Consider the following 24279-nt stretch of genomic DNA (forward strand, 5'->3'; position numbering starts at 1 on the left):
ATCGAACCTGACTGGCCTGCTCCGGCCAATGTCAGAGCCCTGTCAACTACTCGGGATGGCGGGGTAAGCGAGGGGTTTTTCGCCGGGCTGAATCTGGGCGCCCATGTGGGTGACGAAGCGGCGCGAGTCGAGTCTAACCGCGCCCGCTTGCAGCAGGCGGCCGCCATCCCGGGGCCCCTCAATTGGCTTAATCAGGTGCACGGCACCGTGGTTCATACCGTCAGCCGCGACTATGGCTGTGCGCCGGATGCGGATGCCGCCTGCGCCCATGAGGCGGAGCTGGCCTGCATCGTGATGACCGCCGACTGTCTGCCGGTGCTGTTCTGCGATCGGGCCGGTACCGTGGTGGCCGCCGCCCACGCAGGCTGGCGTGGCCTGAAAGAGGGCGTATTGGAGGCGAGCATCGCCGCCATGGGCTGCGAGCCGGGCGAGATCCTGGCCTGGCTTGGCCCGGCCATCGGCCCCACCGCGTTTGAAGTGGGTGGCGAGGTGCGCGAGGCCTTTATGGCGGAGCAGGCTGAAGCAGAGGCGGCGTTCGTCCCCTCGTCCAATGAGGGGAAATGGCTGGCGGATATCTACCAGCTGGCTCGGCTGCGCCTCGCCCGCGCAGGTGTCACCGCCGTCTATGGTGGCGAATACTGTACCTTCAGCGACAGCGAGCAGTTCTACTCTTATCGTCGCAACGGCCAGACCGGCCGGATGGCCTCCATCATCTGGTTGGCATCCTGATGAAGCTCCCCGCCCTGCATAGTGCAAGGGCGGGGATCCTGCTCTCGCCCCGTCTTGCAGAAAAAATAACCAGCGCCGCCCCTTGAAATAGCCCGTACGGGCCTCATCTTTCATCTCAGAAAGTTATGTTGTTTGCCGCGCAAGCGGCGTCTGCCTGTTTGAAGGGGGAGTGCAATGCGCCTCGATCGCCTTACCAGCAAATTCCAGATTGCTATTTCCGATGCCCAGTCTCTTGCGCTGGGTCGTGATCACCAATTCATCGAACCCGTTCATCTGATGACCGCACTGGTCAATCAGGATGGCGGCTCTATCCGTCCGCTGCTCACCCTGACCGGGATGGATATCAATGCCCTGCGCTCCCGCCTCGGCGAGGAGCTGGATCGCCTGCCGCGCGTCAGCGGCGTGGAAGGGGACGTGCAGCTCTCCAACGGCCTCGGCCGCCTGCTCAACGTCTGCGACAAACTGGCCCAGCAGCGCAAGGATCAGTTCATCTCCTCCGAACTGTTCGTGCTGGCGGCCCTCGACGAGAAGGGGACGCTGGGCGAGCTGTTGCGTGCTCAGGGGCTGACCAAGGAAAAACTCGAAGCGGCCATCGACAAGGTGCGTGGCGGCAAGAAGGTGGAGGATGCCAACGCCGAGGAGAACCGTCAGGCGCTGGAGAAGTACACCATCGATCTGACCGAGCGGGCCGAGATCGGCAAACTTGACCCGGTGATCGGCCGTGATGACGAGATCCGCCGTACCATTCAGGTGCTGCAACGCCGTACCAAGAACAACCCGGTGCTGATCGGTGCCCCCGGTGTCGGTAAAACCGCCATCGTCGAGGGACTGGCCCAGCGCATCATCAACGGCGAAGTGCCGGAAGGGCTCAAAAACAAGCGGGTGCTGTCGCTGGACATGGGGGCGCTGGTGGCCGGTGCCAAGTATCGCGGTGAGTTTGAAGAGCGGCTCAAGGCTGTACTGACCGATCTCGCCAAGGAGGAGGGCAACGTCATCCTCTTTATCGACGAGCTGCACACCATGGTCGGCGCCGGCAAGGGCGAAGGGGCCATGGACGCGGGCAACATGCTGAAACCAGCGCTGGCCCGTGGCGACCTGCACTGCGTCGGAGCCACTACTCTGGATGAGTACCGTCAGTACATCGAGAAGGATGCCGCGCTGGAGCGCCGTTTCCAGAAGGTGCTGGTGGAGGAGCCGACAGTCGAGGATACCATCGCCATCCTGCGCGGCCTGAAAGAGCGTTACGAGCTGCACCACCATGTGCAGATCACCGACCCCGCCATCGTGGCGGCGGCCCAGCTGTCCCACCGCTATATCGCGGATCGCCAGCTGCCGGACAAGGCCATCGATCTCATCGACGAGGCGGCGGCCAGCATCCGGCTGCAGATCGACTCCAAGCCCGAGGCGCTCGATCGCCTCGAGCGGCGCATCATCCAGCTCAAGCTGGAGCAGCAGGCGCTGATGAAAGAGGACGATGACGCCAGCCGCAAACGGCTGGAGCTGATCAATCAGGAGATTGGCGAAAAAGATCGTGAATACAACGAGCTGGACGAGGTGTGGAAGGCCGAGAAGGCCGCCCTTGCCGGCACCCAGCACATCAAGGCGGCTCTGGAGCAGGCCCGTCAGGATCTCGACGTGGCGCGCCGCGCAGGCGACCTGGGCCGGATGTCCGAGCTGCAGTACGGCCGCATTCCGGAGCTGGAGAAACAGCTGGATCTCGCCACTCAGGCCGAGATGCAGGAGACCAGTCTGCTGCGCAACCGGGTCACCGATGTGGAGATCGCAGACGTCCTGGCCCGCTGGACCGGTATTCCGGTCGCCCGCATGCTGGAAGGGGAGCGCGACAAGCTGCTGCGGATGGAAGATCAGCTGCACAGCCGGGTGATTGGTCAGGAAGAGGCGGTCGATGCGGTCTCCAACGCCATTCGTCGCTCCCGTGCCGGTCTCTCCGATCCGAATCGCCCCATCGGCTCATTCCTGTTCCTGGGGCCCACCGGGGTGGGCAAGACCGAGTTGTGCAAGGCGCTGGCGGAGTTCCTGTTTGATACCCAGGATGCCATGGTGCGGATCGACATGTCGGAGTTCATGGAGAAACACAGCGTGGCCCGTCTGGTGGGGGCGCCTCCCGGATACGTGGGTTATGAAGAGGGTGGTTATCTGACCGAGGCGGTGCGCCGTCGTCCCTACTCGGTGATCCTGCTGGACGAGGTGGAGAAGGCGCATCCCGATGTGTTCAACATCCTGTTGCAGGTGCTCGATGATGGCCGCCTGACCGATGGTCAGGGTCGCACCGTCGATTTCCGCAACTCGGTGGTGATCATGACCTCCAACCTCGGGTCGGACCTGATTCAGGAGCACCACTCCGAGAAGGATTACGACGAGATGAAGGCCATGCTGATGGATGTGCTGACCCGCAGTTTCCGGCCGGAATTTATCAACCGGATCGACGAGACGGTGGTGTTCCATCCGCTGGGCGAGGAGCACATCAAGTCCATCGCCCGCATCCAGCTCAAGAGCCTGATGGGGCGTCTCGAGGCTCAGGGTTACGAGGTGGAGGTGAGCGAAGCACTGCTCGAGAAGCTGGTGCATGCCGGGTTCGACCCCGTCTACGGGGCACGACCCCTCAAGCGGGCAATCCAGCAGAAGGTGGAGAACCCGCTGGCGCAGGCGCTGCTCTCCGGCCGCATCGTCCCCGGCAAGAAACTGCTGCTGGGAGCCGACAGCAACGGCCTCACCATGACCCAGTAACCAGTCTCGTATCTATGTTTGCAACGCCAGCCCTCAGGCTGGCGTTGCCATATCTGGGCGATGGAAAATAAAAAAACGGCAATCCGAAGATTGCCGGGAGGAATGTAGTGAAGCGACCTGACGTGGGTTGAGCGGGTCGCAGGGGCAAGCCCCCGATTTCGAAACAAAACCGCTAACGGCCTTGCGTCTTACAGCCTGCCGGGGATGCGCTCGCTCAACCCCGACGGCCACCTGCCTGTTGCCATGCCGGCTGCGATGGCGCCGGCATGGCCTTCATTCGTTACAGCATGCCTTGCACGGCAGATTTCATCTCGGCTGGCCAGACACCAACCTGCACCTGACCGATATGCTCTTTTTGCAGCAGCAGCATGGCCAGGCGGGATTGGCCGATGCCGCCGCCGATGGTCTGCGGCATCCGTGCGGCAAGCAGATCCTGATGCCAGTCGTACTGCAGGCGATCCTCGTCGCCTGTGATGGCCAGCTGACGGCGCAGCGCCTCGGCATCGACCCGGATCCCCATGGAGGAGATCTCGAAGCTGTCTTGCAGCACCGGGTTCCACACCAGAATGTCACCGTTCAGACCCGCCAGATCCAGCTCGTTGTGGCTGCTCCAGTCGTCGTAGTCCGGGGCGCGCACATCGTGGCGCTCACCGTGGGAGAGGGCACCGCCGATACCGATCAGGAACACGGCGCCCAGCTCTTTGGCGATGGCCCGCTCGCGACCCTTGGCATCGAGGTCCGGGTAACGGGCCAGCAGCTCTTCGCTGTGCAGGAACTGGATCTCGGCTGGCAGGAAGGGGGTCAGCTCATGTTCGGCGCAGACTGCGCGCTCGGTGGCCTTGATGGCGGCCCAGATGCCGCGCACGGTTTCCTGCAGATAGGCCAGATCGCGGCGCTCGCTCGGCATCACCTTCTCCCAGTCCCACTGATCCACGTAGACGGAGTGGATGGGGGTGAGCTTGTCTTCATCCGGACGCAGCGCCTTCATGTGGGTGTAGATCCCTTCGCCCGGACCGAAGCCGAAGCGCCCCAGGGTCTGGCGCTTCCATTTGGCCAGTGAATGAACCACTTCGTAGCTGTGCTCCGGCAGGGTTTTCACTTTGACCTGCACTGCATTCTCATGGCCAGAGAGGTTGTCCTGAGTGCCATCACCGACCCGGCTCAGAATGGGGGCTTGCACCTCCATCAGACCCAGTTGTTGGGCGAGTTGGCGGGAGAACATCTCTTTGACGAAGCTAATCTGCTGTTGGCTGCGAATGTAGTGCTGTTTCATGCTGAATTCCTGTTTCAAACCCCGTTGGATATGGTGATTCTTCAACGGAATGCCAACCAAATTCAATATTCGATAATAAAAATAGGCTTTATGTATTTTTTTCTTCAAAATAAGCCGTTCTTTAATGAGGTATCGTCAACGGGAGTGCAAAAAAATGCCGGAAAATTACCGGATCGATAATCTCGATCAGGCCATCCTTACCGCTCTGATGGAGAATGCGCGGATCCCTTACGCCGAACTGGCGAAACAACTGGCGGTCAGCCCGGGCACCATCCATGTGCGGGTGGAGAAGATGAAACAGGCGGGGATCATCGAGGGGACACGGGTGCAGGTTAACCCCAAGAAGCTGGGTTACGACGTCTGCTGCTTTATCGGGATCAATCTGAAGAGCGCCAAGGATTACCCATCGGCACTGGCCAAGCTGCAGGCGCTGGACGAAGTGGTGGAGGCCTACTACACCACGGGCCACTACAGCATCTTCATGAAGGTGATGACCCGCTCCATCGACGAGCTGCAGATAGTGCTGATCAACAAGATCCAGACCATCGACGAGATCCAGTCCACTGAAACCCTGATTTCACTGCAGAACCCGATCCTGCGGGATGTGAAACCCTGACCCCTTGATCAGGGTTCGATATAGGGGATGGCGTACTTGTCGTAGAGGGCCTTGAGGCTGCCGTTTCGCTTCATGCGCAGCAGTTCGGCATCGTAGGCCGCCATCAGGGCTGGGGTTTGTGCATCCGCTCGTGCGCGGGCCCAGGTGTTGAAGTAGGGACTGCTCTTGAGCGGTTTGGGCAGGTAATCGACCTTGCCCGTCAGCCCCTCTTCCTTGATCTGGGTGAAGGCGGTGACCAGCGGCATGGGCACGGTATCGATCCGTCCGGCCAGCAGTTTGCGCAGTTGCAGCTGGTTCATGGTGATCTCCTGAAACTGATAGGACGGGTCGGCCATGGCCGCTGCCAGTTCAGGGGTATAGGAGAAATCCTTGGTCACGCCGATGCGCCAGGGTTTGAGATCGACCAGCGTTTCGTAACGGATCTTCAGCAGGTCCGCCTTGCGCACGAAGAAGTGCCAGCTGTGGCGTAGATGGGCCTGTTGGGGATAGATGAGATAACTCTCCCGCTCTGCCTTGTAGGAGTGGGTCATCACCAGATCGCAGGCGCCGGTTTCGGCATTACGGGTGAGGCGGGCGCCGGAGTCGGCCAGCTCGATCCGAAAGGGCGTCTCCAGCTTGTCGAAGATGGCGGTGACTATGTCGATATCGAGCCCACGGGGTTTCTGATCGGCATCGAGAAACTTGAGCGGGGGCTCCATGGTGCCGCAGATCACCAGCTCTTTGGCGGGCAATCCGAGTGGAAACAGCAACCAAAACAGGGGGATCACACGCAAACTACGTCTCCTGAGCCCGTTTGAAGATATTCCAAGACCTGATTCCAGTATATTGGATGGCACCTGATCCGTTAGAAGCGACTGTTTATGGCAAATCCTGAAATCGAGAGCCCGCTGGACGGGATCGACAAGTTGACCGTCTCGCTCTACCGCCTTGGCTTGAGTGCAGCTGCCCTGTTGCTGCTTTGCCGCGGTGCGGCGCTGCTGAGCGGGATGGCACTGCTCCCGTCGGCACAATGGTTGATGTCGCTGGCAGTGGCAAGCGCAATCTGCGGCTTCTCGCTGCATATCTACGACAAGCGGATTCGCCTGATTCTGCAGGGATTTGGGTGGGGCGCGTTGGCCCTGGCAGCGGTGGGGGCACCGGATGCGCTGGTGCTGGGGGCGGCGTTGGCGACCCTCTCCGGGCTGGCGTTCAAGGAGCAGTTTTGCTTCGCCATTCCCGGCATCAAGCTGGTGCCCGTATTGCTGCCGGCGTTATGGCTGCTGGAGTGGTTGCGGGTGGAGTGGGCCGCCGCACTGGTGGCGCTGGTCTGCGGGGCCCTGTTGACTTTGCTGGCGCTGGCCAAGTGGCGGATGCCCCTGCACTTCGATATCGGTGACAAGGGGCGTTACCAGATCTAGGTCTGCTGGCACACCTTCATCTGCTGGTTGAGGGCCTGCATCACCTGACGGCGGCTGATGATGCCGATCACCTTGCCCTGTTGCAGCACCGGGTAGATCTTGGGCTTGGCATCGGCCATCTGGCGAGCCAGATCCAGAATGCTCTCATCCGGCCCTACCGAGAGGGGCGAACGGTTCATCAGATCCTCCACCCGGGTGCGGGTATCGCAGTGGTAGCTGCCGGTGAGCAGGCTGGGGATGCAATCTTGTTCGGAAAGAAAGCCGATCAGCCGTTTCTGCTCATCCAGCACCGGCAGGCCGCCAAGACCCGATTGATGCAGGCGATCCAGCGCCTCGGCCAGGCCGAGTCCGGCAGTGAGGGAGTGGGTCAGGCGACCCATGTGGTGGTGTACTTTCAGCATGGTGGTGACTCCGCAAGAGGGGGATGCCGCCACTATGACGCGGGTGGGTGGCCCGCGACCAATGGCTTGTGCCGCAGGGATTGATAGGCACAAGCCATCGGCGGTGATCCGCTGGCAGGCGGGCTTCGTTCATGCAAGACCATGAAAGGGAAAGGAGATCGTATGCGTGCATTGGTTACGGGCTGTGGCCGTCGACTCGGATTTTATCTCTGTGAACAGCTGGTGGCAGCGGGCTGGCAGGTGACGGGCAGTTATCGCAGCGAGCGGCCGGAACTGGCCACGTTGGCTGCATTGGGGGTCGAGCTGGTGCAGGCGGATTTTGGCCGGGAAGAGGACGTTGGCAAGCTGATCGATGTGCTGGCTGCCCATCAGGATCTGGCGCAGGTGATCCACAACGCCTCGGCCTTCGAGCCGCAGGTAACAGATCCGGCTGCGCAACTGGCCCAGTTCGAGCAGTTCTACCGGGTGCACATGGCGGCCCCCTTCCAGCTCAACCGGGCGCTGGCCCCCCAGCTGGCCAGCAACCCCAACGCCAGCATCATTCACATCACCGATATCTATATTCATGCCCCGGCCCCCCGTTTTGCCAGCTATGTGGCCACCAAGGCGGGAGCCCATTCACTGGCCATGAGCTTTGCCCGAGAGCTGGCGCCTGCGGTGCGAGTCAACACCATAGAGCCGGGCCCCATTCTGTTTCTCGACGAGCATGACGAGGCATGGCGCCAGCAGGTGTTGGCGAAAACACCGCTGGCGCGGGAGGGAGGGCTTGAGCCCATCTGGCAGGCGGTGCAGTTACTGATGGGGAACAGTTATATGACGGGGGCCAGCATCAAGGTGGATGGCGGGCGCGCGCTGGCCACTCTCTGAAGATTTGTCGAGCTCCAGCGGCACCAGCCCGACCTGCCGGGTCAGCAAGCCTTTGCCGGGTTTAAGCTTGCCCGACGGGGCGGGGAGCGTCACTTGCAGCGCCACCTTGGGGTCATGCACCTCGCCATGGCCATAGAGCTCGGCCAGCAGCTCCGCCAGATAGGAATCGACCTCTGCCGAGGCAAAGTCACCGCTCCTGTTGCTGGCCAGAATATCGATGTCGAGCGGCCGATCGTGCACCTTGCAGAGCGGATCGCTGCGATCCCGGCCGTGAGCTACCTCAAGGGCGACAAAGTACTGCTTGAGGCTGGCGGCATCGAGCGGGCTCTCCACCACCAGCAGGCAGTTGAGAAAGTCGTGGCAGGAGTGTATTCCCACCGGCTTGGTGCGGATCACCGAACTCAGCCGCAGGGGGCCGACGTTCGCAAACAGCTCGGCCAGCACCCGGCTGACATGAATATGCGGGTCAATATTGGAACCAATGCTACACAGATAGAACATGCTCACCTTCCCGGGGTTGGGCTCATCTGAAATGTATACGCAGCTCACGGTTATCGGATTAACTATGGCTTAACATTGTCTTATCTATTGTGATCCGGCACTGATTGGCAGAAAGGAGGTTTGCATGAGTGTGGAGCTGAAATGGGCGCTGTTGACCGCCTCGGGCGCGCTGGCGATGATCATGATTATCTGTCTGGCCTCTGTCGCGTTGGCGTGAATCACCACAATCCAGATAATACAAACCGGCCTGTTGGCCGGTTTTGTTTTTTGGGGCGGTGCGGCTATGCTGGCGCACCGGTGAGAATGCAAGAGAAGAGATGATGACCAAGGTTCGCCCACGCTCCCTGCTGCAGGTGGTATTGATGGGATTTGTGCTGGTGTTGATGCCGCTGGGCGGCATGATCTGGCACAACAGCACCTCCCTTGCCCACCTCAGTCAGCTCACCAGCGACGAGATGGAGCGGGCAGTCAAGGATACCCGCCGCGCTACCCTGCTGACGGCGCAAGCCATCGATATCGAACGCACTTTGCGCCGCTTCGCGGTGCTGGGGGATCGTCGCAGTCTCACCAGCTACCAGCAGCAACTCGATGGTTATCGGGTGTTGCTGGCGGAACACCGCAACTCCATCACCGACGGCCAGCTCTACAGCGGGCTCGATCAGGGGCTGGCCTGGCTCGACAGCCTGCAGGATGCCGCGTTGGCCCGGGCGGCGGTAGCGGGAGACAAGCTGGAGCAGTTCAACGATGCCAACAAGCAGCTCGAAATAGTCACCCGCAGCCGGGTTGACGAACACATGGATCGGGTGCAGCTCACCATCGCCGGACTGACCAGTGAACTCTGGTGGGTGAGCGGTGCGGTGGCGGCGCTCAGCCTGCTGATGGTCTTTATCTTCACCTACCTCATTATCCACCCGGTACGACAGATTGAGTCGCGCATCTTGAGTCTGGGAGCCGGGGTCGAACCCGATCCCAAGCCGGTTGACGGCCCTGCCGAGCTGGTATTGCTGGGGGAGCGGATCGTCTGGCTGCACGACAAACTCAAGGAGCTGGAGCTGCAGAAATACCAGTTCCTGCGTCATGTTTCCCACGAGCTCAAGACCCCGCTGGCGGTGCTGCGGGAGGGGACGGATCTGCTCTGCGAGCAGCTGGTCGGGCCTTTGACGCCGGATCAGCTGGAGATCTGCCAGATGCTCGACGAGAACAGTCGGCGCCTGCAGACCCTGATCGAGCGGCTGCTCGACTTCAACCGGCTCAGTCAGCAGGAGGCCTTCGAACTGGAGCCCGTCCCCCTGCTGCCGATGTTGTCGGAACTTTCTGCCGAGTACCGGCTGGCATTGGAGTCCAAGCAGATCCGTGTACACTTGCCGACCGTGCCGGTTACCCTGTGGGCGGAGCCCTACCGGCTACGACTGATCCTCGATAACCTCTTCTCCAACGCCGTCAGTTACGGCGCCAGCGGGGGCAATATCTGGATCAGGGCAGGGCAGAATGAACAGATAAGCTGGCTGGAAGTGGCCAACGAGGGGCCCAAGATCCCCGTGGCCGATCAGCAACGCATTTTTGAACCCTTCGAGCAAGGCAGCACAGTGCGGCAAGGTCTCTTGAAAGGCTCGGGCATGGGCCTCTCCATCGCCCGCGAGTCTGCCAACAGCTTGGGGGGGGAACTGGTTCTGGTAGAGGATGAACAGGCGGATGTCTGTTTCAGGTTGACGTTGAAATGAGGACTATGAAGATACAACGCGTATTTCCAGCTCTGATGGCAGGGCTGCTCGCGGGTTGCTCCTTGCTGCCGCAACAGGCACAGCGGGAGTCCTCCGATATCGCTTTTGCCAAGCGGATGGAGTTTGCCAACAAGGAGATGCAGGTGCGTCTGCAATACTCCGACTGGCTGCTGGCCAGTCACCCCCAGCAACGGGTGCAGGAGCGTCAGCGTCTGAAAGGGGCCGACGATCTGGAGAGCCGGGTCAGTCTGGCGATGGTGGACTCCCACCCCGGCGAATCTGTTGCCAATCGCACCGCCGGTCTGGCGCGCCTGAAGCAGATGCTGCCCGAACTGGGTCTCGATGCGCAGGCCTTTTTACGTAGCTGGATCGCCCTCGGCGAGCAGCTGCTGGCTCGCGACAGCCGTCGCGATGACCAGAGTCAGGAGATCCAGCGGCTGCGCCGCCAGATCGAGCAGCTGACCGCGATCGACGACCAGCTCAACCAGCGCAAGCTGAACGAGAATCGTGAGGTAATACCATGAGCCGGATCCTGTTGGTGGATGACGACGTCAGCCTGCTCAAACTGATGAGCATGCGGCTGCGCAGTCAGGGTTATGAAGTGGATACCGCCGACAGTGCGGAAGGGGCCCTCGACCGGTTGCGTCAGCAGCGGGCCGATCTGGTGCTGAGCGATCTGCGGATGGCCGGCATGGACGGTCTGGCGCTGTTCGAGCGGATCCAGGCTCAGTGGCTGGGTTTGCCGGTGATCATCATGACCGCCCACGGCACCATCCCGGACGCCATTCAGGCGACCCGCTCCGGCGTCTTCAGCTTTCTGACCAAACCCATCAACAAGGATGAGCTGTTCGCCACCATCGAACATGCGCTGAGTTTGACGCGGCCGAAACAGCAGCAGGAGTGGCAGTCGCTGATCCTGACCCGCAATCCCCAGCTGGAACAGCTGCTGATCCAGGCCCACAGCATTGCGACCATGGAGGTGCCGGTGCTGATCACGGGGCCGTCAGGCTCCGGCAAGGGGGCGATGGCGCAGGCGCTGCATCAGGCCAGTCAGCGGCGCGACAAGCCGCTCCATACCATCAACTGCGCCGCCATTCCGTGGGCGTCACTCGACTTGCAGCTGTTTGGTGAAGATGGCCAGTCCGGTCTGTTCGAGCAGGCCAAGGGGGCGACCCTGTTTCTCGACGAGATTGGCAGCCTCTCCGAATCCCTGCAGGCCAAGCTGCTGCAGGTGATGGAGGAGTATGGTCAGGGCACGCCGGAGGTGAGGGTGCTCAGCTCCAGCCATCAGGATCTGGTCAAGGCGATGGAGGAGGGGCGTTTTCGGGAAGATCTCTTCTACCGTCTCAACGTCGCCAATATCACCTTGCCGTCTCTCAGTGCCCGCAGCGAGGATATCCCCCTGCTGGCCCGTCAGGCGCTCGATGACTACCGCAGCCGCCACAGTGACTGCGCCGCCATGGGATTTTCGCCCGAGTCGCTGGCGATGCTGGCTGCCGCGGCCTGGCCCGGCAACGTGCGCCAGCTCTGCAACGTGGTGGAGCAGCTCGCCAGCCTCTGTTGCAGCCCAGTGATCGGGGTCTCCATGGTGGAGTCCGCCCTGAGCGGCGGCGGTGGCGGCATCCCCTCGTTCAACGAGGCGCGGGCCGAATTCGAGAAGGAGTATCTGATCCGTTTGCTGCGCACCACCGAGGGCAACGTGACCCTGGCGGCCAACATGGCGGGCAGAAACCGTACCGATTTCTACAAGTTATTGAATCGGCACGGTATTGAAGCAGCAAACTTCAAATCGAAGGGATAAATCAGGCGGGATCAACTACCGCCGGAGCGGCATCGGCTTTTTGAGTTTTATGGGAGAGCCAGAGGCCGCTCGCCTTCATCAGGTAACCGAACAAGGCGCCAATGATGAGGGAGGGCAGGATCAGCCGCCACTCGCCAGCCGCCCCGAAGGTGGCACAGCAACCGGCAAAGGTGCCGGGAATGTAGCCGAGCCACTGCTGCTTGGCCTGTACGCACATCAGGGTTGCGACCACCCCCGTCATCACATAACCCGCTACACCTGCTCCCCACAGACTGTCGCCATGGATCAGCAGCAGTGCCCACAGCATGCCGCTGGTGTTACAGAAGATGGTCTGCAGCAGCGCCTTGTAGCCGCCGCTTGACGCGAAATAGCTGGTGCAGCCGAGAAAGCCGACCCAGGAGATAAGGCCGAACGCGACGGCAATCCAGCCCCAGACGGCGGAGAGAATTCCAGTGGTGATGGCGATGGCGATCAGTGGGCTCATGGGGGCGACTCTTCAGTTGGCTTCGCAAAATGGGCAGCCTACCCCCGGCAATCGGGGCGGCAAGCGGGGGCCGAATTGTGTGTGATCTTCATCACCCTTTTCAACTCAGGAATACGCTTGCGTTCGCGAAAAAAATTCATTGGTGACCGGCCTGACAGTCGGCCATAGTTAGAGGCCCTGTCCTGCTCATGGAGTGAGTCTGATGGCGCCAAATGTGATCGTTCCCCTGCTGGTGTTCGTAGTCCTGTTTCTGGTCGGCACCATGGCCAAGGCACTGCCCCTGCACCACATGATGTAAATTTGTGTGAAATAAAAATCTGCCGGGGCGGGTCTTATCCATACTGCCTCACTCAGCCCCGGGAGTTTTTCATGTTGATCAAGCGTCGTACCGCCCACCCCCTCACCGAACAGGATGTCACCCCGGAAGCCGTCTATCAGGACCGCCGCCTTATTCTCAAAGGGCTGGGTCTGGGCGCTGCCACCCTGGCATTTCCCACTCAGGCCGGAGTGCTCGACCTGCTGCGCGGCAAAGAGGATGCTCCCCAGTTAGCCACCAAACCGCTCAACAGCAAGCCTGCCGAGCGCCCGACCAATCTGGTGCTGACACCGGAAGAGAAGGCCACCAGTTACAACAACTTCTATGAGCTTGGCACCGACAAGTCCGACCCGGCTCGCAACGGCCATTACCTCAAGCCCGAACCCTGGACCCTCAAGGTGGAGGGGGAGGTGGCCAAGCCCTTTACCCTCGATGTGTGGGACCTCATCAACAAGAGCGAGCTGGAGGAGCGGATCTACCGGCTGCGCTGTGTCGAAGCCTGGTCCATGGTGCTGCCCTGGAACGGCATCTCGCTGGCGGAGATTATCCGCCGTGCCGAGCCCACCAGTCGCGCCAAGTTTGTCGCCTTCGAAACCCTGTTTGATCCGAAACAGCTGCCGGGGCAGGCCTCCAGTCTGGGGGGCGGCATCGAGTATCCCTACGTCGAAGGGCTGCGTATCGACGAGGCGATGCACCCTCTCTCTTTCCTTGCGATGGGGCTCTATGGCAAGACCCTGCCCGCCCAGAATGGCGCGCCGATCCGGCTGGTAGTGCCGTGGAAGTACGGTTTCAAGAGCATCAAGAGTATCGTCTCGATCCGGCTGGTAGAGGAGATGCCGCCGACCACCTGGAACCTGCTGGCTCCCAACGAATATGGCTTCTACGCCAACGTCAACCCGCAGGTGGATCACCCGCGCTGGAGTCAGGCCAGCGAGCGCTTTATCGGCGAGGGCGGAGTGTTTGGCGCCAAGCGTCAGCCGACCCTGATGTTCAACGGCTATGGTGACGAAGTCGCCTCGCTCTATCAGGGGATGGATCTGCGCCAATGGTACTGAGATTGAAACCGGCCCATATCAGCGGCTTGCGGGTGCTGGTGCATCTGGGCTCCCTCGGCTTCCTGCTCTGGCTGGGGTTTGCCATTCCGGCAGGTCTGCTGGGGGGCGATCCGGTGCCAGAGCTTATCCACTACCTCGGCAAGGGGGCGCTCAACCTGCTGCTGCTCACCCTGCTGGTCTCGCCGCTGACCAAGCGCTGGCGTCAGGGGCAGCTCATCAAGCTGCGCCGCCCCCTCGGGCTCTGGTGCATGGTCTGGGCGCTGCTTCACTTCATGGCGTGGCTGGGGCTGGATCTGCAGTTTGACTGGGGCCTGATTGGCGGCGAGCTGGTCAAGCGCAGCTATATCGTGGTGGGGATGGTGGCATTGCTGCTGCTGGCCGCCCTCAGCATCACTTCGCTGCCCGCATTGCAGCGCCGCATGGGCGCAGCATGGCAGAAGCTGCACAACTGGGTCTATGCCATCGCCCTACTGGTGCCGGTGCACTACTGGTGGTCGCTCAAGAGCGGTTGGGGTGAGCCCCTCATCTACCTGCTGCTGGCCTGCGCCCTGCTCTGGCCGAGACGGGAGAAACTGCTGCGCCCCATGCGGGGACGCTGGAATGCAAAAGAGGCCTAATCGGCCTCTTGTTGTTTGATCTCGCCAGTGTAGGCATCGACGATGAGATGTACCTTCTGATCCCGGCGATTGAGGGTTTTGACCTCGAATTTGTCCCCTTCCAGCTCCACTTCCCGAATGTCGTGATACCCTTGCGCCAGCAGGAGTTTGACCAGCCCGGCCATGTCGAGACGGCTCTGGGCCGCCCAGCTTGTGGCACTCAACAGGCAAAGGATCAGCAGGAAACTGCGCGGGATCATATTCATTCCGGATTCATGGCTGGCAGACTATAAACGCCATTATGTTAGGTTTTTGGAGATGAATCATCCATGAATAGAGCGCTCCCTCTGCTTGGGTTATTGCTGCCGTTGCTGGCACAGGCGGTCACGCCTGATGAAGCCATGCTGCAGCAAGCTGTCCATGAGGGACGGGTTCGGCCCTTCCATGAAATGATGGAGGTGGCGGCCAGATTGCCGGTGCGGGTGTTGCGGGTGGATCTGGGGGAAGAGGATGGTATCTGGCTCTATGAACTACGAGTCATCGATCGGGAGAACAGCGTAATCAAGGTGGCCTATCGGGCTGACAACCTTGAGCTGGTGTGGGCCAAGGGCCACCATCTGGAGCGGCTGTTCGAAACGCCAAAGCCCCCGGTCGAGGATGATGAATAACCCCTGTGTGGAAGCCTGTTCATGCGAATTCTGATTGTTGAAGACGAAAAAATTCTGGCTGGCCAGCTGGCCGAACAGCTGCGCCTCTCCGGCTTTGTCACCGACCTCTGCCACGATGGCAACGAGGCCGGTTTCCTCGGTGAGACCGAACCCTATGACGCCATCATTCTCGACCTCGGCCTGCCGGGGCGCGATGGCCTGAGCGTGCTGAAAGAGTGGCGCAGCAAGGGGATCGATACCCCGGTGCTGGTGCTGACCGCCCGTGGTCAGCTGCACGAGAAGATAGAGGGGCTCAACGCCGGTGCCGATGACTACCTCACCAAGCCGTTCCAGGTGGCCGAGCTGGTGGCGCGGGTCCATGCGCTGGTACGCCGGGCGGCGGGCAATGCCAGCTCCATTCTGGAGATTGGCGGGGTGCGCCTCGATATGGCGGCGTCGCAGGTGTGGTACGAAGGAACCCCCATCAAGCTGACTGCCCACGAGTTCCGGGTGCTCGGTTATCTGATGCAGCACCGGGGCAAGGTGGTGTCGCGCAGCGAGCTGATCGACCACATCTACGCTCAGGATTTCGACCGCGACTCCAATACCGTGGAGGTGTTCATCGGCCGGATCCGCAAGAAAACCAACCCCGATCTGATTGAGACAGTGCGCGGCCTCGGGTACCGGATCAACGAATGAGGCTGGTCAGAACCCTGCGGGGGCGACTGGTCGCCATCGCGCTGGTGTGGTGCGGGCTGTTTCTGTTCGCCACCGGTTTCAGCCTGCAGACCATGATGCGCAACTACTGGCAGGAGGCGGAGGCCGACGGCCTGCGCCTGCAGCTCTATGATCTGCTCTCCCGGCTGGAAGTGGCCAAAACCGGCCTGCCGGTGGTCACCGGCTCCCTCTCCGATCCCCGTTTCAACCAGCCCTACTCCGGCTACTACTGGCAGCTGGAGCTGGGCCGCGATGTGGTGGGGCGCTCCCGTTCCCTATGGGATACCAACCTGAAGAGCGACGGCCTCAAGTCGGCGTTTGGCGATCCCGACCTCTTCGTCGGCAAGGGGCCCAACAAGGAGCCGCTGCTGATCATGACCCGTACCGTGCTGCTGCCCGGTTCGGATCGGGTGTTCACTCTGGTGATGGCCAAGGACAGCAGCGCTCTGACCCAAACCCTCAACAAGACTCGGATCAGCCTGTTCCTCGGCCTCGGCTTTGCCGCCGCCGGTCTGGTGCTCGGCTTCATGTTCCAGATCGTCTACGGCTTGCGGCCGCTGCACCTGCTGCGCCGCGAATTGGGGCGGGTTCACGAGGGTCATCAGGAGGGGTTCCGGTTGCGCTATCCGCTGGAGATCCAGCCGCTGGTGGAGGATATCAACCGGCTGCTGCACCACTACGGCGAGCTGCTTCAGCGGGCGCGCTCCCACACCGGCAATCTGGCCCACGCTCTCAAGACGCCGCTCAGCATCATGCGCAATCAGGTGGCTCAATTGCCGCCGGAGGATCAGGCAGCCATCGGCGAGCAGCTCGACCAGATCCAGCGCCATATCGACTATCACCTTGGCAAGGCGCGGGTGACCGGCGCCGCCAAGATCCTCGGGGTCTCGACCCCTGTGCGGGCGCGGGTGGAGTATATCTGCCGCGCCTTCTCCCGCCTCTATCCGGGCAAGACGGTGGACTTGCAAGTGCCCGCCAATCTGGCGGTCGGGGTGGAGGAGCAGGACTTCGACGAGATGGTGGGCAACCTGTTGGAGAACGCCTTCAAGTGGTCAGCCAGCGAGCTGCGTATCTCCAGCGCCGAGCTGGGTGGCTGGATCACCTTGCGTATCGAGGATGACGGCCCCGGCATGAGCGAAGATCAGATCGCCAAGGCGGTGCTGCGCGGGGTGCGGCTCGACGAGAAGGTGCCGGGCTCGGGCCTGGGTCTCAACATCGTCTCCGATCTGGCGGAAGCCTATCGGGGCAGTTTCATCATGGGCCGCGCCGAACTGGGCGGTCTGGCCGCCTCCCTCTCGTTGCCCAAGGTGGCAAGAGTCGAGAGCTAGGCATAACATATGGCATTTGTTTTAGCCTGAGGAAGAGAAGCATGACCGACGATCCGTGGGCACTGTGTCACCTTGACGATTCGTTTGATGCCTCTGTGCTGGGGGTCAAGGGCGCCCAGATCCAGTGGTTTGAAGACAGGGATGGCCTGATCGCGTTCCTTCTGGAAGATTTTGTCGACTTGCTGGCCGATGTGGGCGAGCTGGACGAGGAGCAGACCGAGCAGGCGCGCGAGCGCTTCACCCTGCTGGTGGAGCAGAGCTTCGACGATCGCACCCTGATGGATGCCATCAACGATCTCGCCTCCGGCCTGCGCCGCATCGCCTGGTTGGGGCCGCTCTCGGAGCTGGCCGAGATCAGCGACGAGTTTGCCTCCGGCCTGCGCCGCTATTTCTGGAGCCAGTACGACGGGGACGAAGATGACCCGGACGCATGGGTGCCGGAAGAGCTGTGGCCGCAATTGGTGGAGTGCGCGCAGGAGTATATGGAGGAAGGGGAGTTCTAAACCCATCTCCATGCCTGAGCTTTGGCAGACAGATAAAGAAACGGCGCCTTGATGGCGCCGTTTTTATTGGGTGGCAATTGCCTTAGCCGTTGGCCGGTACCGCGTGGGCGGTGTTGGCCAGCACCGGGCCTGTGTACTTCTCGATCTGCAGCTGGGCCATGTGGCCGCAGTTGCCTTGCGCCAGACTGGACGAGCCTTCGTCGAAGGTGAGGCAGTTGACGTTGCCGTTCTTGCAGATGCTGCCCGTTTCGCCCGGCTTGGCCGGGTCATACCAGGCCCCTTCGCAGATCCGCACCACCCCTTGGCGCACATCCTCGGAGAGCAGGGCGCCCACCAAAATCTGGCCGCGCTCGTTGAAGGCACGCACCAGATCCCCTTGGGCGATGCCGCGAGCCTTGGCGTCGGCGGGATGGATCATGATCGCCTCGCGGTCGGCGATGGCGAACTTGTCCCGCAGCGGGGTGTTGTCGAGCTGGGAGTGCAGCCGCTGGGTCGGGTGGGAGGTGTTGAGCGATAGCGGATAGCGCGCCGCCACCTCGCTCTTCACCCACTCCTTGGGCTCATACCACTTGGGATGGCCGGCGCAGTCGGCGTAACCCATCCCCGCCACCGTGTTGGAGAAGATCTCGATCTTGCCGGACGGGGTGCCGAGCGGGTTGAGCAGCGGGTTCTCGCGAAAATCGGCGTGACGGATCCACTGGCGGTTGGCCTCGGGGATCGGGAAGCGGATGTAGTTGTTGGACTCCCAGAACATGTTGAACGGCGGCAGCGCCACGCGGGCACCACGGGCCTGCGCCGCCATGCCGTCGTACATCTGCTTGAGCCACAGCATCTCATCCTTCCCTTCGGTGTACTGCTCCTGCACGCCCAGCTTGGCGGCGATGGCGCTGAAGATGTCGAAGTCGTTGCGGGACTCGTGCTGGGGCGGCACGCACTGGTGCATCGGGAACACATAGCGCTGGGAGTAGTCGCCCCCCATCTCCAGATCATTGCGCTCGTAGCTGGTGGTGACCGGCAGCACGATATCGGCGTGCTTGGCGGTGGCGGTCCAGTAGGGCTCGTGAACGATCACGGTCTGCGGTTTGCGCCACGCCTGCAGCAGGTTGTTGGTGTCCTGATGGTGGTGGAAGGGGTTGCCGCCCGCCACGTAGACCAGCTTGATGTCCGGATAGGTCACCTTGCGGCCGTTGAAGTCGATGGTCTTGCCCGGGTTGGCGAGACAGTCGGCGATGCGGGCCACCGGGATCGGTGCCGGGCTGTTCTTCGGTGCGTTGCCGGCGGAGATACCGGCCAGAATGCCGCCTTTGGCGGTGGGGCTGCCACCGGAGGAGTAGTGGTAGCTGAAGCCGTAGCCGCCGCCCGGCAGGCCGATCTGGCCCAGCATGGAGGCCAGCGTCACCAGCATCCAGTTCGGCTGTTCGCCGTGCTGCTGACGCTGCATGCCCCAACCGGCCATGATCATGGTGCGTTTGGCGGCCATGTCGAGGGCCAGCTGGCGGATCACCTTGGCATCGACGCCGCAGACGCTGCTCGCCCACTCGGCGCTCTTCGGTTGGCCGTCATCCTTGCCGAGCAGATAGTCCAGAAACTTGTCGAAGCCGACGGTGTAGCGATCGAGGAAGGCCTGATCGTGCTTCTTCTCGCTGTAGAGGGTGTGGGCCACACCCAGCATCATGGCCACATCGGTGTAGGCGTTCGGGGCAATCCACTCGGCGCCGACCAGCTTGGCGGTCTCGTTGTAGATGGGGTCGATGCTGATGACGCGGGTGCCCTTCTCTTTCAGCGCCATGAAGCCGGCCTGACCTTCGTGGTCCGGCATGTTCCAGCTGTTCTTCAGAGTTACTTGAGCGTTGACCCCCCACAACACCACCAGTTCGGCGTTCTCGACCACGTTGGGCCAGGCGGTCTGCTGCTCGTACACCTCGATGGAGCCCATCACGTGGGACATGATCACCTGAGCCGCACCGGTGGAATAGTCACCGGCATAACCGGTGAAGCCGCCGGAGAGGTTCATCAGGCGGTGCAGCAGGGTGCGGCTGTTGTGGAACATGCCGACGCTCTTCCAGCCGTAGGAACCGGCGTGGATCGCCTGCGGGCCGAAATCAGACTGGACGCGCTGGATCTCGCCGGCCACCAGTTCGATGGCTTTCTCCCAGCTCACCCGCACCCACTCGTCGGCGCCGCGCAGCTCCGGCTTGGCGCCCGGGCCGTGCTCCAGCCAGCTCTTGCGTACCATGGGATACTTGATGCGGTTCTTGGCGTGCACCTGGAACGGCGCCATGTCGATGAGATCGTTTGGCGCCGGATCATCGGCCACCGGCTGGACGCGCACCATGCGGCCATCTTCGACGATCGCCTCGAAAGCACCCCAGTGGGCGCCGGTCAGAATGCCCTTCTGGGCGGGCACCAGAGTCGGGAACTGACTCAATGCGGTGCTGATGGCTTGCGCCAGCGCACTCTTGGGAAAAATGCCGCCGAGCAGGGGCAGGGCTGCGCAGGCGCCGAGCCCCTTGAGCAGGTTGCGGCGGGACAGATTGGTCTTCTTGTCATTGAAAAAAGTCATAACGGTTTTCCTCTGTGCCAGCCTTAGTGGGCCGCGCTCATGTCACTGGCGTGTTTCTGGACATACTGGGTCAACATGCGAGCCTGTTCCGGGGTCAGGGAGGTGCGAGATTCCATCCCCTTGATGACGCCGATCCACTGGTTGGCATTGAAGTGATCCAGCGCGGTGAGGCCGTGGCAGCCGGTACAGTTGTTGGACATCAGGGTGGAGGCGTATTGCCACAGCTTGCCCTGATCGCCGATGAGCTGGCTCTGGTCGACCCAGGCGGTCAGCTTGACCTGATGCCAGGTGAGGTTGGTGGCGCTGTCGGTTTCGCTCTGGCCGGTGACCAGTGCTTTCTTGGCGGCATCGCCGACCAGTACGCTGAGGATCCGCTTGCCCGGTGCGGCGTAGAACACTTCGCTCACACCATCCTGTTGCCAGCCTTCGATCTGCACCTTGGCGCGGCCGTTTTCGTTGGCCAGCACTTCCACCTTGGTGGAGGGCATCAGGGTGCCTTCGTCGGTCTTGGCGGCGGCATCCAGGAACAGCGGGGTGGTGGCGATGGCGTAGCGGGTGGTGACGTTGGCCGGAGTCTGGGCCGCAGCCTGCGCCAGCTCGCTGGCACCGGCGGCAGCCAGGCCGCTCATGTCAGGCATGATGTGGGCGACACCGCGGTGGCAGTCGATACAGGTCTGACCCTCCTTGATGGCGACCGGGTGCTCGGCGCGGGCATTGGGGCGCTGGGCTAGAATGTCCATCGCCTCGTAGCTGTGGCAGCTGCGGCAGGTAGCGGAGTCGTTGGCTTTCAGCTCGTCCCAGACGGACTGGGCCATCCGCAGCTTGTGGGCTTCATACTTTTCCGGGGTATCCAGGGTGCCGATCGCCTCGTGATAGATATCCTTCACGGCGCGGATTTTGGTCCACAGGTAGGAGGTGGGGTCGCCCGGGATGTGGCAGTCGGCGCACTCGGCGCGGATCCCCTTGGTGTTCTGGAAGTGGACACTGCCCTGATACTCGGCGAGCGGAGTCTGCATGGAGTGGCAGGAGATGCAGAATTCGGTGGAGCTGGTCTTGTGCAGCACGGTCACGGTGACACCCAGTGCCGCGACACCCAGCAGGGCCCCGAGCAGCAGGAGCCAGAACCAGGTTTTTCTTATCAGTTTTCCAATCATGGCGGCGTTTTCCTACGGTCAATAATTACCTACATAGTACTAGTCCAATAGTAGTAGTAATGACAGGGATAAGGCGTTGACCTCCATCATGGTTTATATTTTTGATTGTTGTCACATTTTGTCTTTTGTTTTGTTATTGATTTAATTGTCGAATTAAGTTCAGTTGTTTTCTGTTTTATCTATTTGTGCACTTTCCGCGACAGCTGTTAGCCCCCTCGCAAAACCCCACAAGATTCGCTGATATAGTGAGCAGTGAGCCTCAACGGAGTGTCGCTGATGAGCCCTTTCTCGCTGCTGTGTGTCGCCGCCAACGTGCAACTGCTGGCCGAATTCGAACAGGAGTTGGCTCCGCTGCTCGGCCATTTCGCGCTGGTGGTGGTGGTCGGTCAGGGGTCGGCTGAGCTGGCCTTGGACGAGCTGGATCGCAAGGGGCAGCCACCCGCCGTGGTGGTGTGTGACAGCGAGCTGGGGGATGGGCGAGGGGCCGATTTTCTGATCCGCCTCGGCAGCCGTCACGAGGCGTGCCGCAAGATCCTGCTCGGCAGCCAGCCGGAGATGAAATCGATCATCGAGGCGGTGAACCTCGGTCGTCTCGACTACTACCTGCAACGCCCCTGGCGCGATGGCAGCCTGCGCCGGGCGGTGATCGAGCAGGCGAGCCACTTTGTATTGCAGCGTCCCGAGGCGGACCTGCTGAGCTATGCCGCCGTGCTCGACAACCAGAAGCTGCTGCGAGCCCATGTCGATCGCCAGTTGGCAGCCTATCGGCAGGGCTTTATGGATTACACCCACTGCAGCGATGAAGAACTCTCCCGGGTGGTGATCGACGGCCTCTACCAGTTTTTCGAGGGCAATGACGAGGAGCGGGTCTGCCGCCACTACAGCCCGGGCCATGTGCTGACCCGCGAGGGGGAGCCCAACAGCTTCCTCTGGTTTATCGCCAAGGGGGAGGTGGTGCTGCGCAAGCGGGACGAGCAGGGGATCGATCAGGAGGTGGTGCACTACCGTACCGGCTCGCTGGTGGGGGGCATGTCCTTCGTCACCGGCGAACCCGCCTTCACCACCGGCGTGACCCTGACCGGTGCCGAGGTGATCAAGCTCGACAAGCTGCAATTCTCCCGGGTGATGCAGGCGCGCAGCGAACTGCTCCCCTCCTTTACCAACCTGCTGCTGCGCCACTTCAACCGCCGTCTGCAAAACAGCATCCGTACCGAGATGCGGCTGCAACAGACCCTCAACTCACTCGATGCCGCTCACGTCCAGCTGGTAGAGAGCGAAAAAATGGCGATGCTGGGTCAGCTGGTGGCCGGTGTCGCCCACGAGCTGAACAACCCGGTGGCGGCCATTATCCGTGGCAGCGAGACCCTGCGGGCCGCCATCCCCGATCTGGTCAATCTCGAGCTGCCAGCACCCATCAAGGGGCTGGGCAACCAGACCCTCTGTCAGGCGCTCTCTTCTCAGCCGGTCTCGACCAGCGAGATCCGTGACAAGACCCGGCTGGCGGAGGGGCGCTTTGGTGACCGCCAGCAGGCGCGGCTGGCGGTGCAGATGAATCTGGATGACGAGCTGAACTGGCAGCGCTGGTTTGCCAGCCGCACTGCCGACGAGCGGGAGGCGCTGCTCTCCCGGCTGGAGCTGTTCCAGCATACTGGCAGCTTCCTGCGCAATATCGAAGTGTGTGCCCGTCGCATCGGCGATCTGGTCAAGAGCCTCAAGCAGTATGCCCGGCAGGATCGGGCCGAGCCCTCGCTGGTGGACTTGCACGAGGGGCTGGAAGATACCCTGATGATTTTCGAAAACCGCCTCAAGCATCATGAGCTCTGCAAGGAGTACCAGCCGCTGCCGCTGGTACGCTGTCACCCCATTGCCCTGCAACAGGTGTGGACCAACCTGATCGCCAACAGTCTGGATGCCATGAGCGGCCCGGGACGACTCACCATCCGCAGCGGGTTGCTGGATCCCGAGTGGGTCATGGTAGAGATCGAGGATAGCGGTTGCGGCATCGAGCCCGAGCTGTGGCAGCGGATCTTCGATCTCAACTTCACCACCAAGCGGGAGGGACATTTCGGCCTCGGGATTGGTCTGAGTGTCTCACTGCAGATAGTTCAGCAGCACCACGGCCGGATCGAGGTGGCCTCCGAGCCGGGCCGTTACACCCGGATGCGGGTCTGTCTGCCGTTGGACGGCATGGGGCAGGCCGGTTACGGGGGCGAACCTCATCACAACAAGGAGCATGCGGCCTGAGCCGTGGCCAGCATCAATCGCGCGGCGTGCCAAACCATGTCGCCAAGGAGGAGCAATGAACAAACACTATCTGATCCTGTGTGTGGACGATGAGCGGGAGGTGCTGGATGCGGTGATCCACGATCTCGCCCCGTTCCGTTCCCACTTCGAGCTGGAGGCGGCCGAGAGCGTCGATGAGGCGCGAGCGGTGGTGGAGGAGTGGGAGCGCGACGGCAACAAGCTGGCGCTGATCCTCTGTGACCACATCATGCCGGGAACCCTGGGGGTCGATTTTCTGGTGGAGCTGAACCGGCGTGCCACCACCCGCGCCAGCCGCAAATTGCTGCTGACTGGGCAAGCCGGGCTGGAGGCCACCGTCGAAGCGGTCAATCGCGGGGGGTTGCACTACTACCTTGCCAAGCCGTGGAAGCTGGAGACCTTGCAAGAGGCGGTGCGCGAACAGCTGACCGACTACCTGCTGGCGGAAGATGGCGAAAATGCCTTCCACTATGCGCCGCTGCTCAATCAGGCGCGGCTGTTTGCCGCCATCCACGATCACCCGTTCGACGAATAGGGGCAGTTGGGCTTTCGCGGTGGCAGTTGTATACTGTCTGCATATACAGTATTGCAGGTAGCCAC

General features: G+C 61.7%; 25 protein-coding genes. 17 read left to right on the plus strand and 8 right to left on the minus strand.

Annotated elements, in window-relative coordinates; translation table 11 throughout:
* The coding region (gene pgeF / locus AB5Y82_RS11250) for a peptidoglycan editing factor PgeF (protein ID WP_368173963.1) at positions 1–729 on the plus strand (729 nt) is incomplete at its 5' end.
* Positions 730–903: 174 nt separating this feature from the next.
* Entirely contained in the window at positions 904–3477 is a 2574-nt protein-coding gene (gene clpB, locus AB5Y82_RS11255) for an ATP-dependent chaperone ClpB (RefSeq protein ID WP_111901456.1), read from the plus strand.
* A 280-nt stretch (positions 3478–3757) separates the two neighbouring features.
* On the opposite strand, the gene asnA is transcribed toward clpB, so the two are convergent.
* On the minus strand, positions 3758–4750 hold the full coding sequence (gene asnA, locus AB5Y82_RS11260) for an aspartate--ammonia ligase (protein WP_368173964.1): 993 nt from the start codon (positions 4748–4750) through the stop codon (positions 3758–3760).
* A 154-nt stretch (positions 4751–4904) separates the two neighbouring features.
* Here asnA and asnC point away from each other — a divergent pair, with 154 nt between their 5' ends.
* A complete protein-coding gene (gene asnC, locus AB5Y82_RS11265) occupies positions 4905–5366 on the plus strand; it encodes a transcriptional regulator AsnC (protein ID WP_005339783.1) in 462 nt (153 codons plus the stop codon).
* 8 nt (positions 5367–5374) lie between these two features.
* On the opposite strand, the gene AB5Y82_RS11270 is transcribed toward asnC, so the two are convergent.
* On the minus strand, positions 5375–6139 hold the full coding sequence (locus tag AB5Y82_RS11270; RefSeq protein ID WP_111901458.1) for an ABC transporter substrate-binding protein: 765 nt from the start codon (positions 6137–6139) through the stop codon (positions 5375–5377).
* A gap of 87 nt (positions 6140–6226) precedes the next feature.
* On the opposite strand from AB5Y82_RS11270, the gene AB5Y82_RS11275 reads away from it, so the two are divergent.
* Positions 6227–6763: a DUF2301 domain-containing membrane protein gene (locus AB5Y82_RS11275; protein ID WP_005357578.1), complete on the plus strand. Its 537-nt coding sequence runs from the start codon at positions 6227–6229 to the stop codon at positions 6761–6763.
* Here AB5Y82_RS11275 and AB5Y82_RS11280 read toward each other — a convergent pair.
* The gene (locus AB5Y82_RS11280) at positions 6760–7164 is read right to left on the minus strand and encodes a CBS domain-containing protein (protein WP_005356342.1); all 405 of its coding nucleotides are present in this window, start codon (positions 7162–7164) and stop codon (positions 6760–6762) included. The genes AB5Y82_RS11275 and AB5Y82_RS11280 overlap by 4 nt on opposite strands.
* A gap of 162 nt (positions 7165–7326) precedes the next feature.
* Between AB5Y82_RS11280 and AB5Y82_RS11285 the strand changes: the two genes are divergently transcribed.
* Positions 7327–8031 carry an SDR family oxidoreductase gene (locus AB5Y82_RS11285; protein ID WP_111901459.1) on the plus strand — a complete coding sequence of 235 codons (705 nt, stop codon included), beginning with the start codon at positions 7327–7329 and terminating at the stop codon, positions 8029–8031.
* Here the strand turns inward: AB5Y82_RS11285 and AB5Y82_RS11290 are convergent.
* Positions 7957–8532: a 2-amino-4-hydroxy-6-hydroxymethyldihydropteridine diphosphokinase gene (locus AB5Y82_RS11290; protein ID WP_111901460.1), complete on the minus strand. Its 576-nt coding sequence runs from the start codon at positions 8530–8532 to the stop codon at positions 7957–7959. The two genes, AB5Y82_RS11285 and AB5Y82_RS11290, sit on opposite strands and share 75 nt — an antisense overlap.
* Positions 8533–8656: 124 nt before the next feature.
* On the opposite strand from AB5Y82_RS11290, the gene AB5Y82_RS11295 reads away from it, so the two are divergent.
* From AB5Y82_RS11295 to AB5Y82_RS11310, 4 genes are all read left to right on the plus strand, one after another.
* Positions 8657–8749 carry a YnhF family membrane protein gene (locus AB5Y82_RS11295; RefSeq protein WP_005339800.1) on the plus strand — a complete coding sequence of 31 codons (93 nt, stop codon included), beginning with the start codon at positions 8657–8659 and terminating at the stop codon, positions 8747–8749.
* 103 nt (positions 8750–8852) lie between these two features.
* On the plus strand, positions 8853–10253 hold the full coding sequence (locus AB5Y82_RS11300) for a HAMP domain-containing sensor histidine kinase (protein WP_042657344.1): 1401 nt from the start codon (positions 8853–8855) through the stop codon (positions 10251–10253).
* A 5-nt stretch (positions 10254–10258) separates the two neighbouring features.
* Entirely contained in the window at positions 10259–10777 is a 519-nt protein-coding gene (locus AB5Y82_RS11305; protein WP_159142853.1) for a hypothetical protein, read from the plus strand.
* The gene (locus AB5Y82_RS11310) at positions 10774–12054 is read left to right on the plus strand and encodes a sigma 54-interacting transcriptional regulator (protein WP_368173965.1); all 1281 of its coding nucleotides are present in this window, start codon (positions 10774–10776) and stop codon (positions 12052–12054) included. The genes AB5Y82_RS11305 and AB5Y82_RS11310 overlap by 4 nt, the downstream gene beginning before the upstream one ends.
* A 1-nt stretch (position 12055) precedes the next feature.
* On the opposite strand, the gene AB5Y82_RS11315 is transcribed toward AB5Y82_RS11310, so the two are convergent.
* Positions 12056–12538: a DUF1097 domain-containing protein gene (locus tag AB5Y82_RS11315; protein ID WP_005339809.1), complete on the minus strand. Its 483-nt coding sequence runs from the start codon at positions 12536–12538 to the stop codon at positions 12056–12058.
* Between the two features lie 369 nt (positions 12539–12907).
* Between AB5Y82_RS11315 and msrP the strand changes: the two genes are divergently transcribed.
* Both msrP and msrQ read left to right on the plus strand, forming a co-directional pair.
* Positions 12908–13909, plus strand: coding sequence for a protein-methionine-sulfoxide reductase catalytic subunit MsrP (gene msrP / locus AB5Y82_RS11320; protein WP_107683261.1), 1002 nt, complete (start codon positions 12908–12910; stop codon positions 13907–13909).
* On the plus strand, positions 13900–14526 hold the full coding sequence (msrQ, locus tag AB5Y82_RS11325) for a protein-methionine-sulfoxide reductase heme-binding subunit MsrQ (protein WP_368173966.1): 627 nt from the start codon (positions 13900–13902) through the stop codon (positions 14524–14526). The genes msrP and msrQ overlap by 10 nt, the downstream gene beginning before the upstream one ends.
* Here msrQ and AB5Y82_RS11330 read toward each other — a convergent pair.
* Positions 14523–14771, minus strand: coding sequence for a PepSY domain-containing protein (locus AB5Y82_RS11330; RefSeq protein WP_128834747.1), 249 nt, complete (start codon positions 14769–14771; stop codon positions 14523–14525). The two genes, msrQ and AB5Y82_RS11330, sit on opposite strands and share 4 nt — an antisense overlap.
* A gap of 63 nt (positions 14772–14834) precedes the next feature.
* On the opposite strand from AB5Y82_RS11330, the gene AB5Y82_RS11335 reads away from it, so the two are divergent.
* Genes AB5Y82_RS11335 through AB5Y82_RS11350 form a run of 4 tightly spaced genes read left to right on the plus strand, consistent with a single transcriptional unit; the run spans position 14835 to position 17700 of the window.
* On the plus strand, positions 14835–15173 hold the full coding sequence (locus AB5Y82_RS11335; RefSeq protein ID WP_368173967.1) for a PepSY domain-containing protein: 339 nt from the start codon (positions 14835–14837) through the stop codon (positions 15171–15173).
* Between the two features lie 21 nt (positions 15174–15194).
* Positions 15195–15851, plus strand: a complete 657-nt coding sequence (locus AB5Y82_RS11340; protein WP_005339826.1) for a response regulator transcription factor — start codon at positions 15195–15197, stop codon at positions 15849–15851.
* On the plus strand, positions 15848–17197 hold the full coding sequence (locus AB5Y82_RS11345) for a sensor histidine kinase (RefSeq protein ID WP_005339828.1): 1350 nt from the start codon (positions 15848–15850) through the stop codon (positions 17195–17197). Before AB5Y82_RS11340 ends, AB5Y82_RS11345 begins: the two co-directional genes overlap by 4 nt.
* A gap of 41 nt (positions 17198–17238) precedes the next feature.
* On the plus strand, positions 17239–17700 hold the full coding sequence (locus AB5Y82_RS11350) for a hypothetical protein (protein WP_005339830.1): 462 nt from the start codon (positions 17239–17241) through the stop codon (positions 17698–17700).
* An 82-nt stretch (positions 17701–17782) separates the two neighbouring features.
* On the opposite strand, the gene torA is transcribed toward AB5Y82_RS11350, so the two are convergent.
* Positions 17783–20263 (minus strand): trimethylamine-N-oxide reductase TorA, encoded by a 2481-nt coding sequence (gene torA, locus AB5Y82_RS11355; protein WP_111901464.1) that lies wholly within the window; start codon positions 20261–20263, stop codon positions 17783–17785.
* 23 nt (positions 20264–20286) lie between these two features.
* Positions 20287–21417 carry a NapC/NirT family cytochrome c gene (locus AB5Y82_RS11360; RefSeq protein WP_159142858.1) on the minus strand — a complete coding sequence of 377 codons (1131 nt, stop codon included), beginning with the start codon at positions 21415–21417 and terminating at the stop codon, positions 20287–20289.
* Between the two features lie 276 nt (positions 21418–21693).
* Here AB5Y82_RS11360 and AB5Y82_RS11365 point away from each other — a divergent pair, with 276 nt between their 5' ends.
* Positions 21694–23661 (plus strand): ATP-binding protein, encoded by a 1968-nt coding sequence (locus tag AB5Y82_RS11365; RefSeq protein WP_159142859.1) that lies wholly within the window; start codon positions 21694–21696, stop codon positions 23659–23661.
* A 55-nt stretch (positions 23662–23716) separates the two neighbouring features.
* The gene (locus AB5Y82_RS11370) at positions 23717–24214 is read left to right on the plus strand and encodes a response regulator (protein WP_042054822.1); all 498 of its coding nucleotides are present in this window, start codon (positions 23717–23719) and stop codon (positions 24212–24214) included.
* Positions 24215–24279 lie beyond the last annotated feature (65 nt).

It is taken from the genome of Aeromonas sp. s13 (genome assembly GCF_040907905.1).
Classification (GTDB): domain Bacteria; phylum Pseudomonadota; class Gammaproteobacteria; order Enterobacterales; family Aeromonadaceae; genus Aeromonas; species Aeromonas veronii.

Excerpts from the sequence above, each read along its gene's own strand:
- clpB (WP_111901456.1), top strand. The coding sequence starts at position 904 with ATGCGCCTCGATCGCCTTACCAGCAAATTCCAGATTGCTATTTCCGAT.
- asnA (WP_368173964.1), bottom strand. The coding sequence starts at position 4,750 with ATGAAACAGCACTACATTCGCAGCCAACAGCAGATTAGCTTCGTCAAA.
- asnC (WP_005339783.1), top strand. The coding sequence starts at position 4,905 with ATGCCGGAAAATTACCGGATCGATAATCTCGATCAGGCCATCCTTACC.
- AB5Y82_RS11275 (WP_005357578.1), top strand. The coding sequence starts at position 6,227 with ATGGCAAATCCTGAAATCGAGAGCCCGCTGGACGGGATCGACAAGTTG.
- AB5Y82_RS11280 (WP_005356342.1), bottom strand. The coding sequence starts at position 7,164 with ATGCTGAAAGTACACCACCACATGGGTCGCCTGACCCACTCCCTCACT.
- AB5Y82_RS11285 (WP_111901459.1), top strand. The coding sequence starts at position 7,327 with ATGCGTGCATTGGTTACGGGCTGTGGCCGTCGACTCGGATTTTATCTC.
- AB5Y82_RS11290 (WP_111901460.1), bottom strand. The coding sequence starts at position 8,532 with ATGTTCTATCTGTGTAGCATTGGTTCCAATATTGACCCGCATATTCAT.
- AB5Y82_RS11295 (WP_005339800.1), top strand. The coding sequence starts at position 8,657 with ATGAGTGTGGAGCTGAAATGGGCGCTGTTGACCGCCTCGGGCGCGCTG.
- AB5Y82_RS11300 (WP_042657344.1), top strand. The coding sequence starts at position 8,853 with ATGACCAAGGTTCGCCCACGCTCCCTGCTGCAGGTGGTATTGATGGGA.
- AB5Y82_RS11305 (WP_159142853.1), top strand. The coding sequence starts at position 10,259 with ATGAAGATACAACGCGTATTTCCAGCTCTGATGGCAGGGCTGCTCGCG.
- AB5Y82_RS11310 (WP_368173965.1), top strand. The coding sequence starts at position 10,774 with ATGAGCCGGATCCTGTTGGTGGATGACGACGTCAGCCTGCTCAAACTG.
- AB5Y82_RS11315 (WP_005339809.1), bottom strand. The coding sequence starts at position 12,538 with ATGAGCCCACTGATCGCCATCGCCATCACCACTGGAATTCTCTCCGCC.
- msrP (WP_107683261.1), top strand. The coding sequence starts at position 12,908 with ATGTTGATCAAGCGTCGTACCGCCCACCCCCTCACCGAACAGGATGTC.
- msrQ (WP_368173966.1), top strand. The coding sequence starts at position 13,900 with ATGGTACTGAGATTGAAACCGGCCCATATCAGCGGCTTGCGGGTGCTG.
- AB5Y82_RS11330 (WP_128834747.1), bottom strand. The coding sequence starts at position 14,771 with ATGAATATGATCCCGCGCAGTTTCCTGCTGATCCTTTGCCTGTTGAGT.
- AB5Y82_RS11335 (WP_368173967.1), top strand. The coding sequence starts at position 14,835 with ATGAATAGAGCGCTCCCTCTGCTTGGGTTATTGCTGCCGTTGCTGGCA.
- AB5Y82_RS11340 (WP_005339826.1), top strand. The coding sequence starts at position 15,195 with ATGCGAATTCTGATTGTTGAAGACGAAAAAATTCTGGCTGGCCAGCTG.
- AB5Y82_RS11345 (WP_005339828.1), top strand. The coding sequence starts at position 15,848 with ATGAGGCTGGTCAGAACCCTGCGGGGGCGACTGGTCGCCATCGCGCTG.
- AB5Y82_RS11350 (WP_005339830.1), top strand. The coding sequence starts at position 17,239 with ATGACCGACGATCCGTGGGCACTGTGTCACCTTGACGATTCGTTTGAT.
- torA (WP_111901464.1), bottom strand. The coding sequence starts at position 20,263 with ATGACTTTTTTCAATGACAAGAAGACCAATCTGTCCCGCCGCAACCTG.
- AB5Y82_RS11360 (WP_159142858.1), bottom strand. The coding sequence starts at position 21,417 with ATGATTGGAAAACTGATAAGAAAAACCTGGTTCTGGCTCCTGCTGCTC.
- AB5Y82_RS11365 (WP_159142859.1), top strand. The coding sequence starts at position 21,694 with ATGAGCCCTTTCTCGCTGCTGTGTGTCGCCGCCAACGTGCAACTGCTG.
- AB5Y82_RS11370 (WP_042054822.1), top strand. The coding sequence starts at position 23,717 with ATGAACAAACACTATCTGATCCTGTGTGTGGACGATGAGCGGGAGGTG.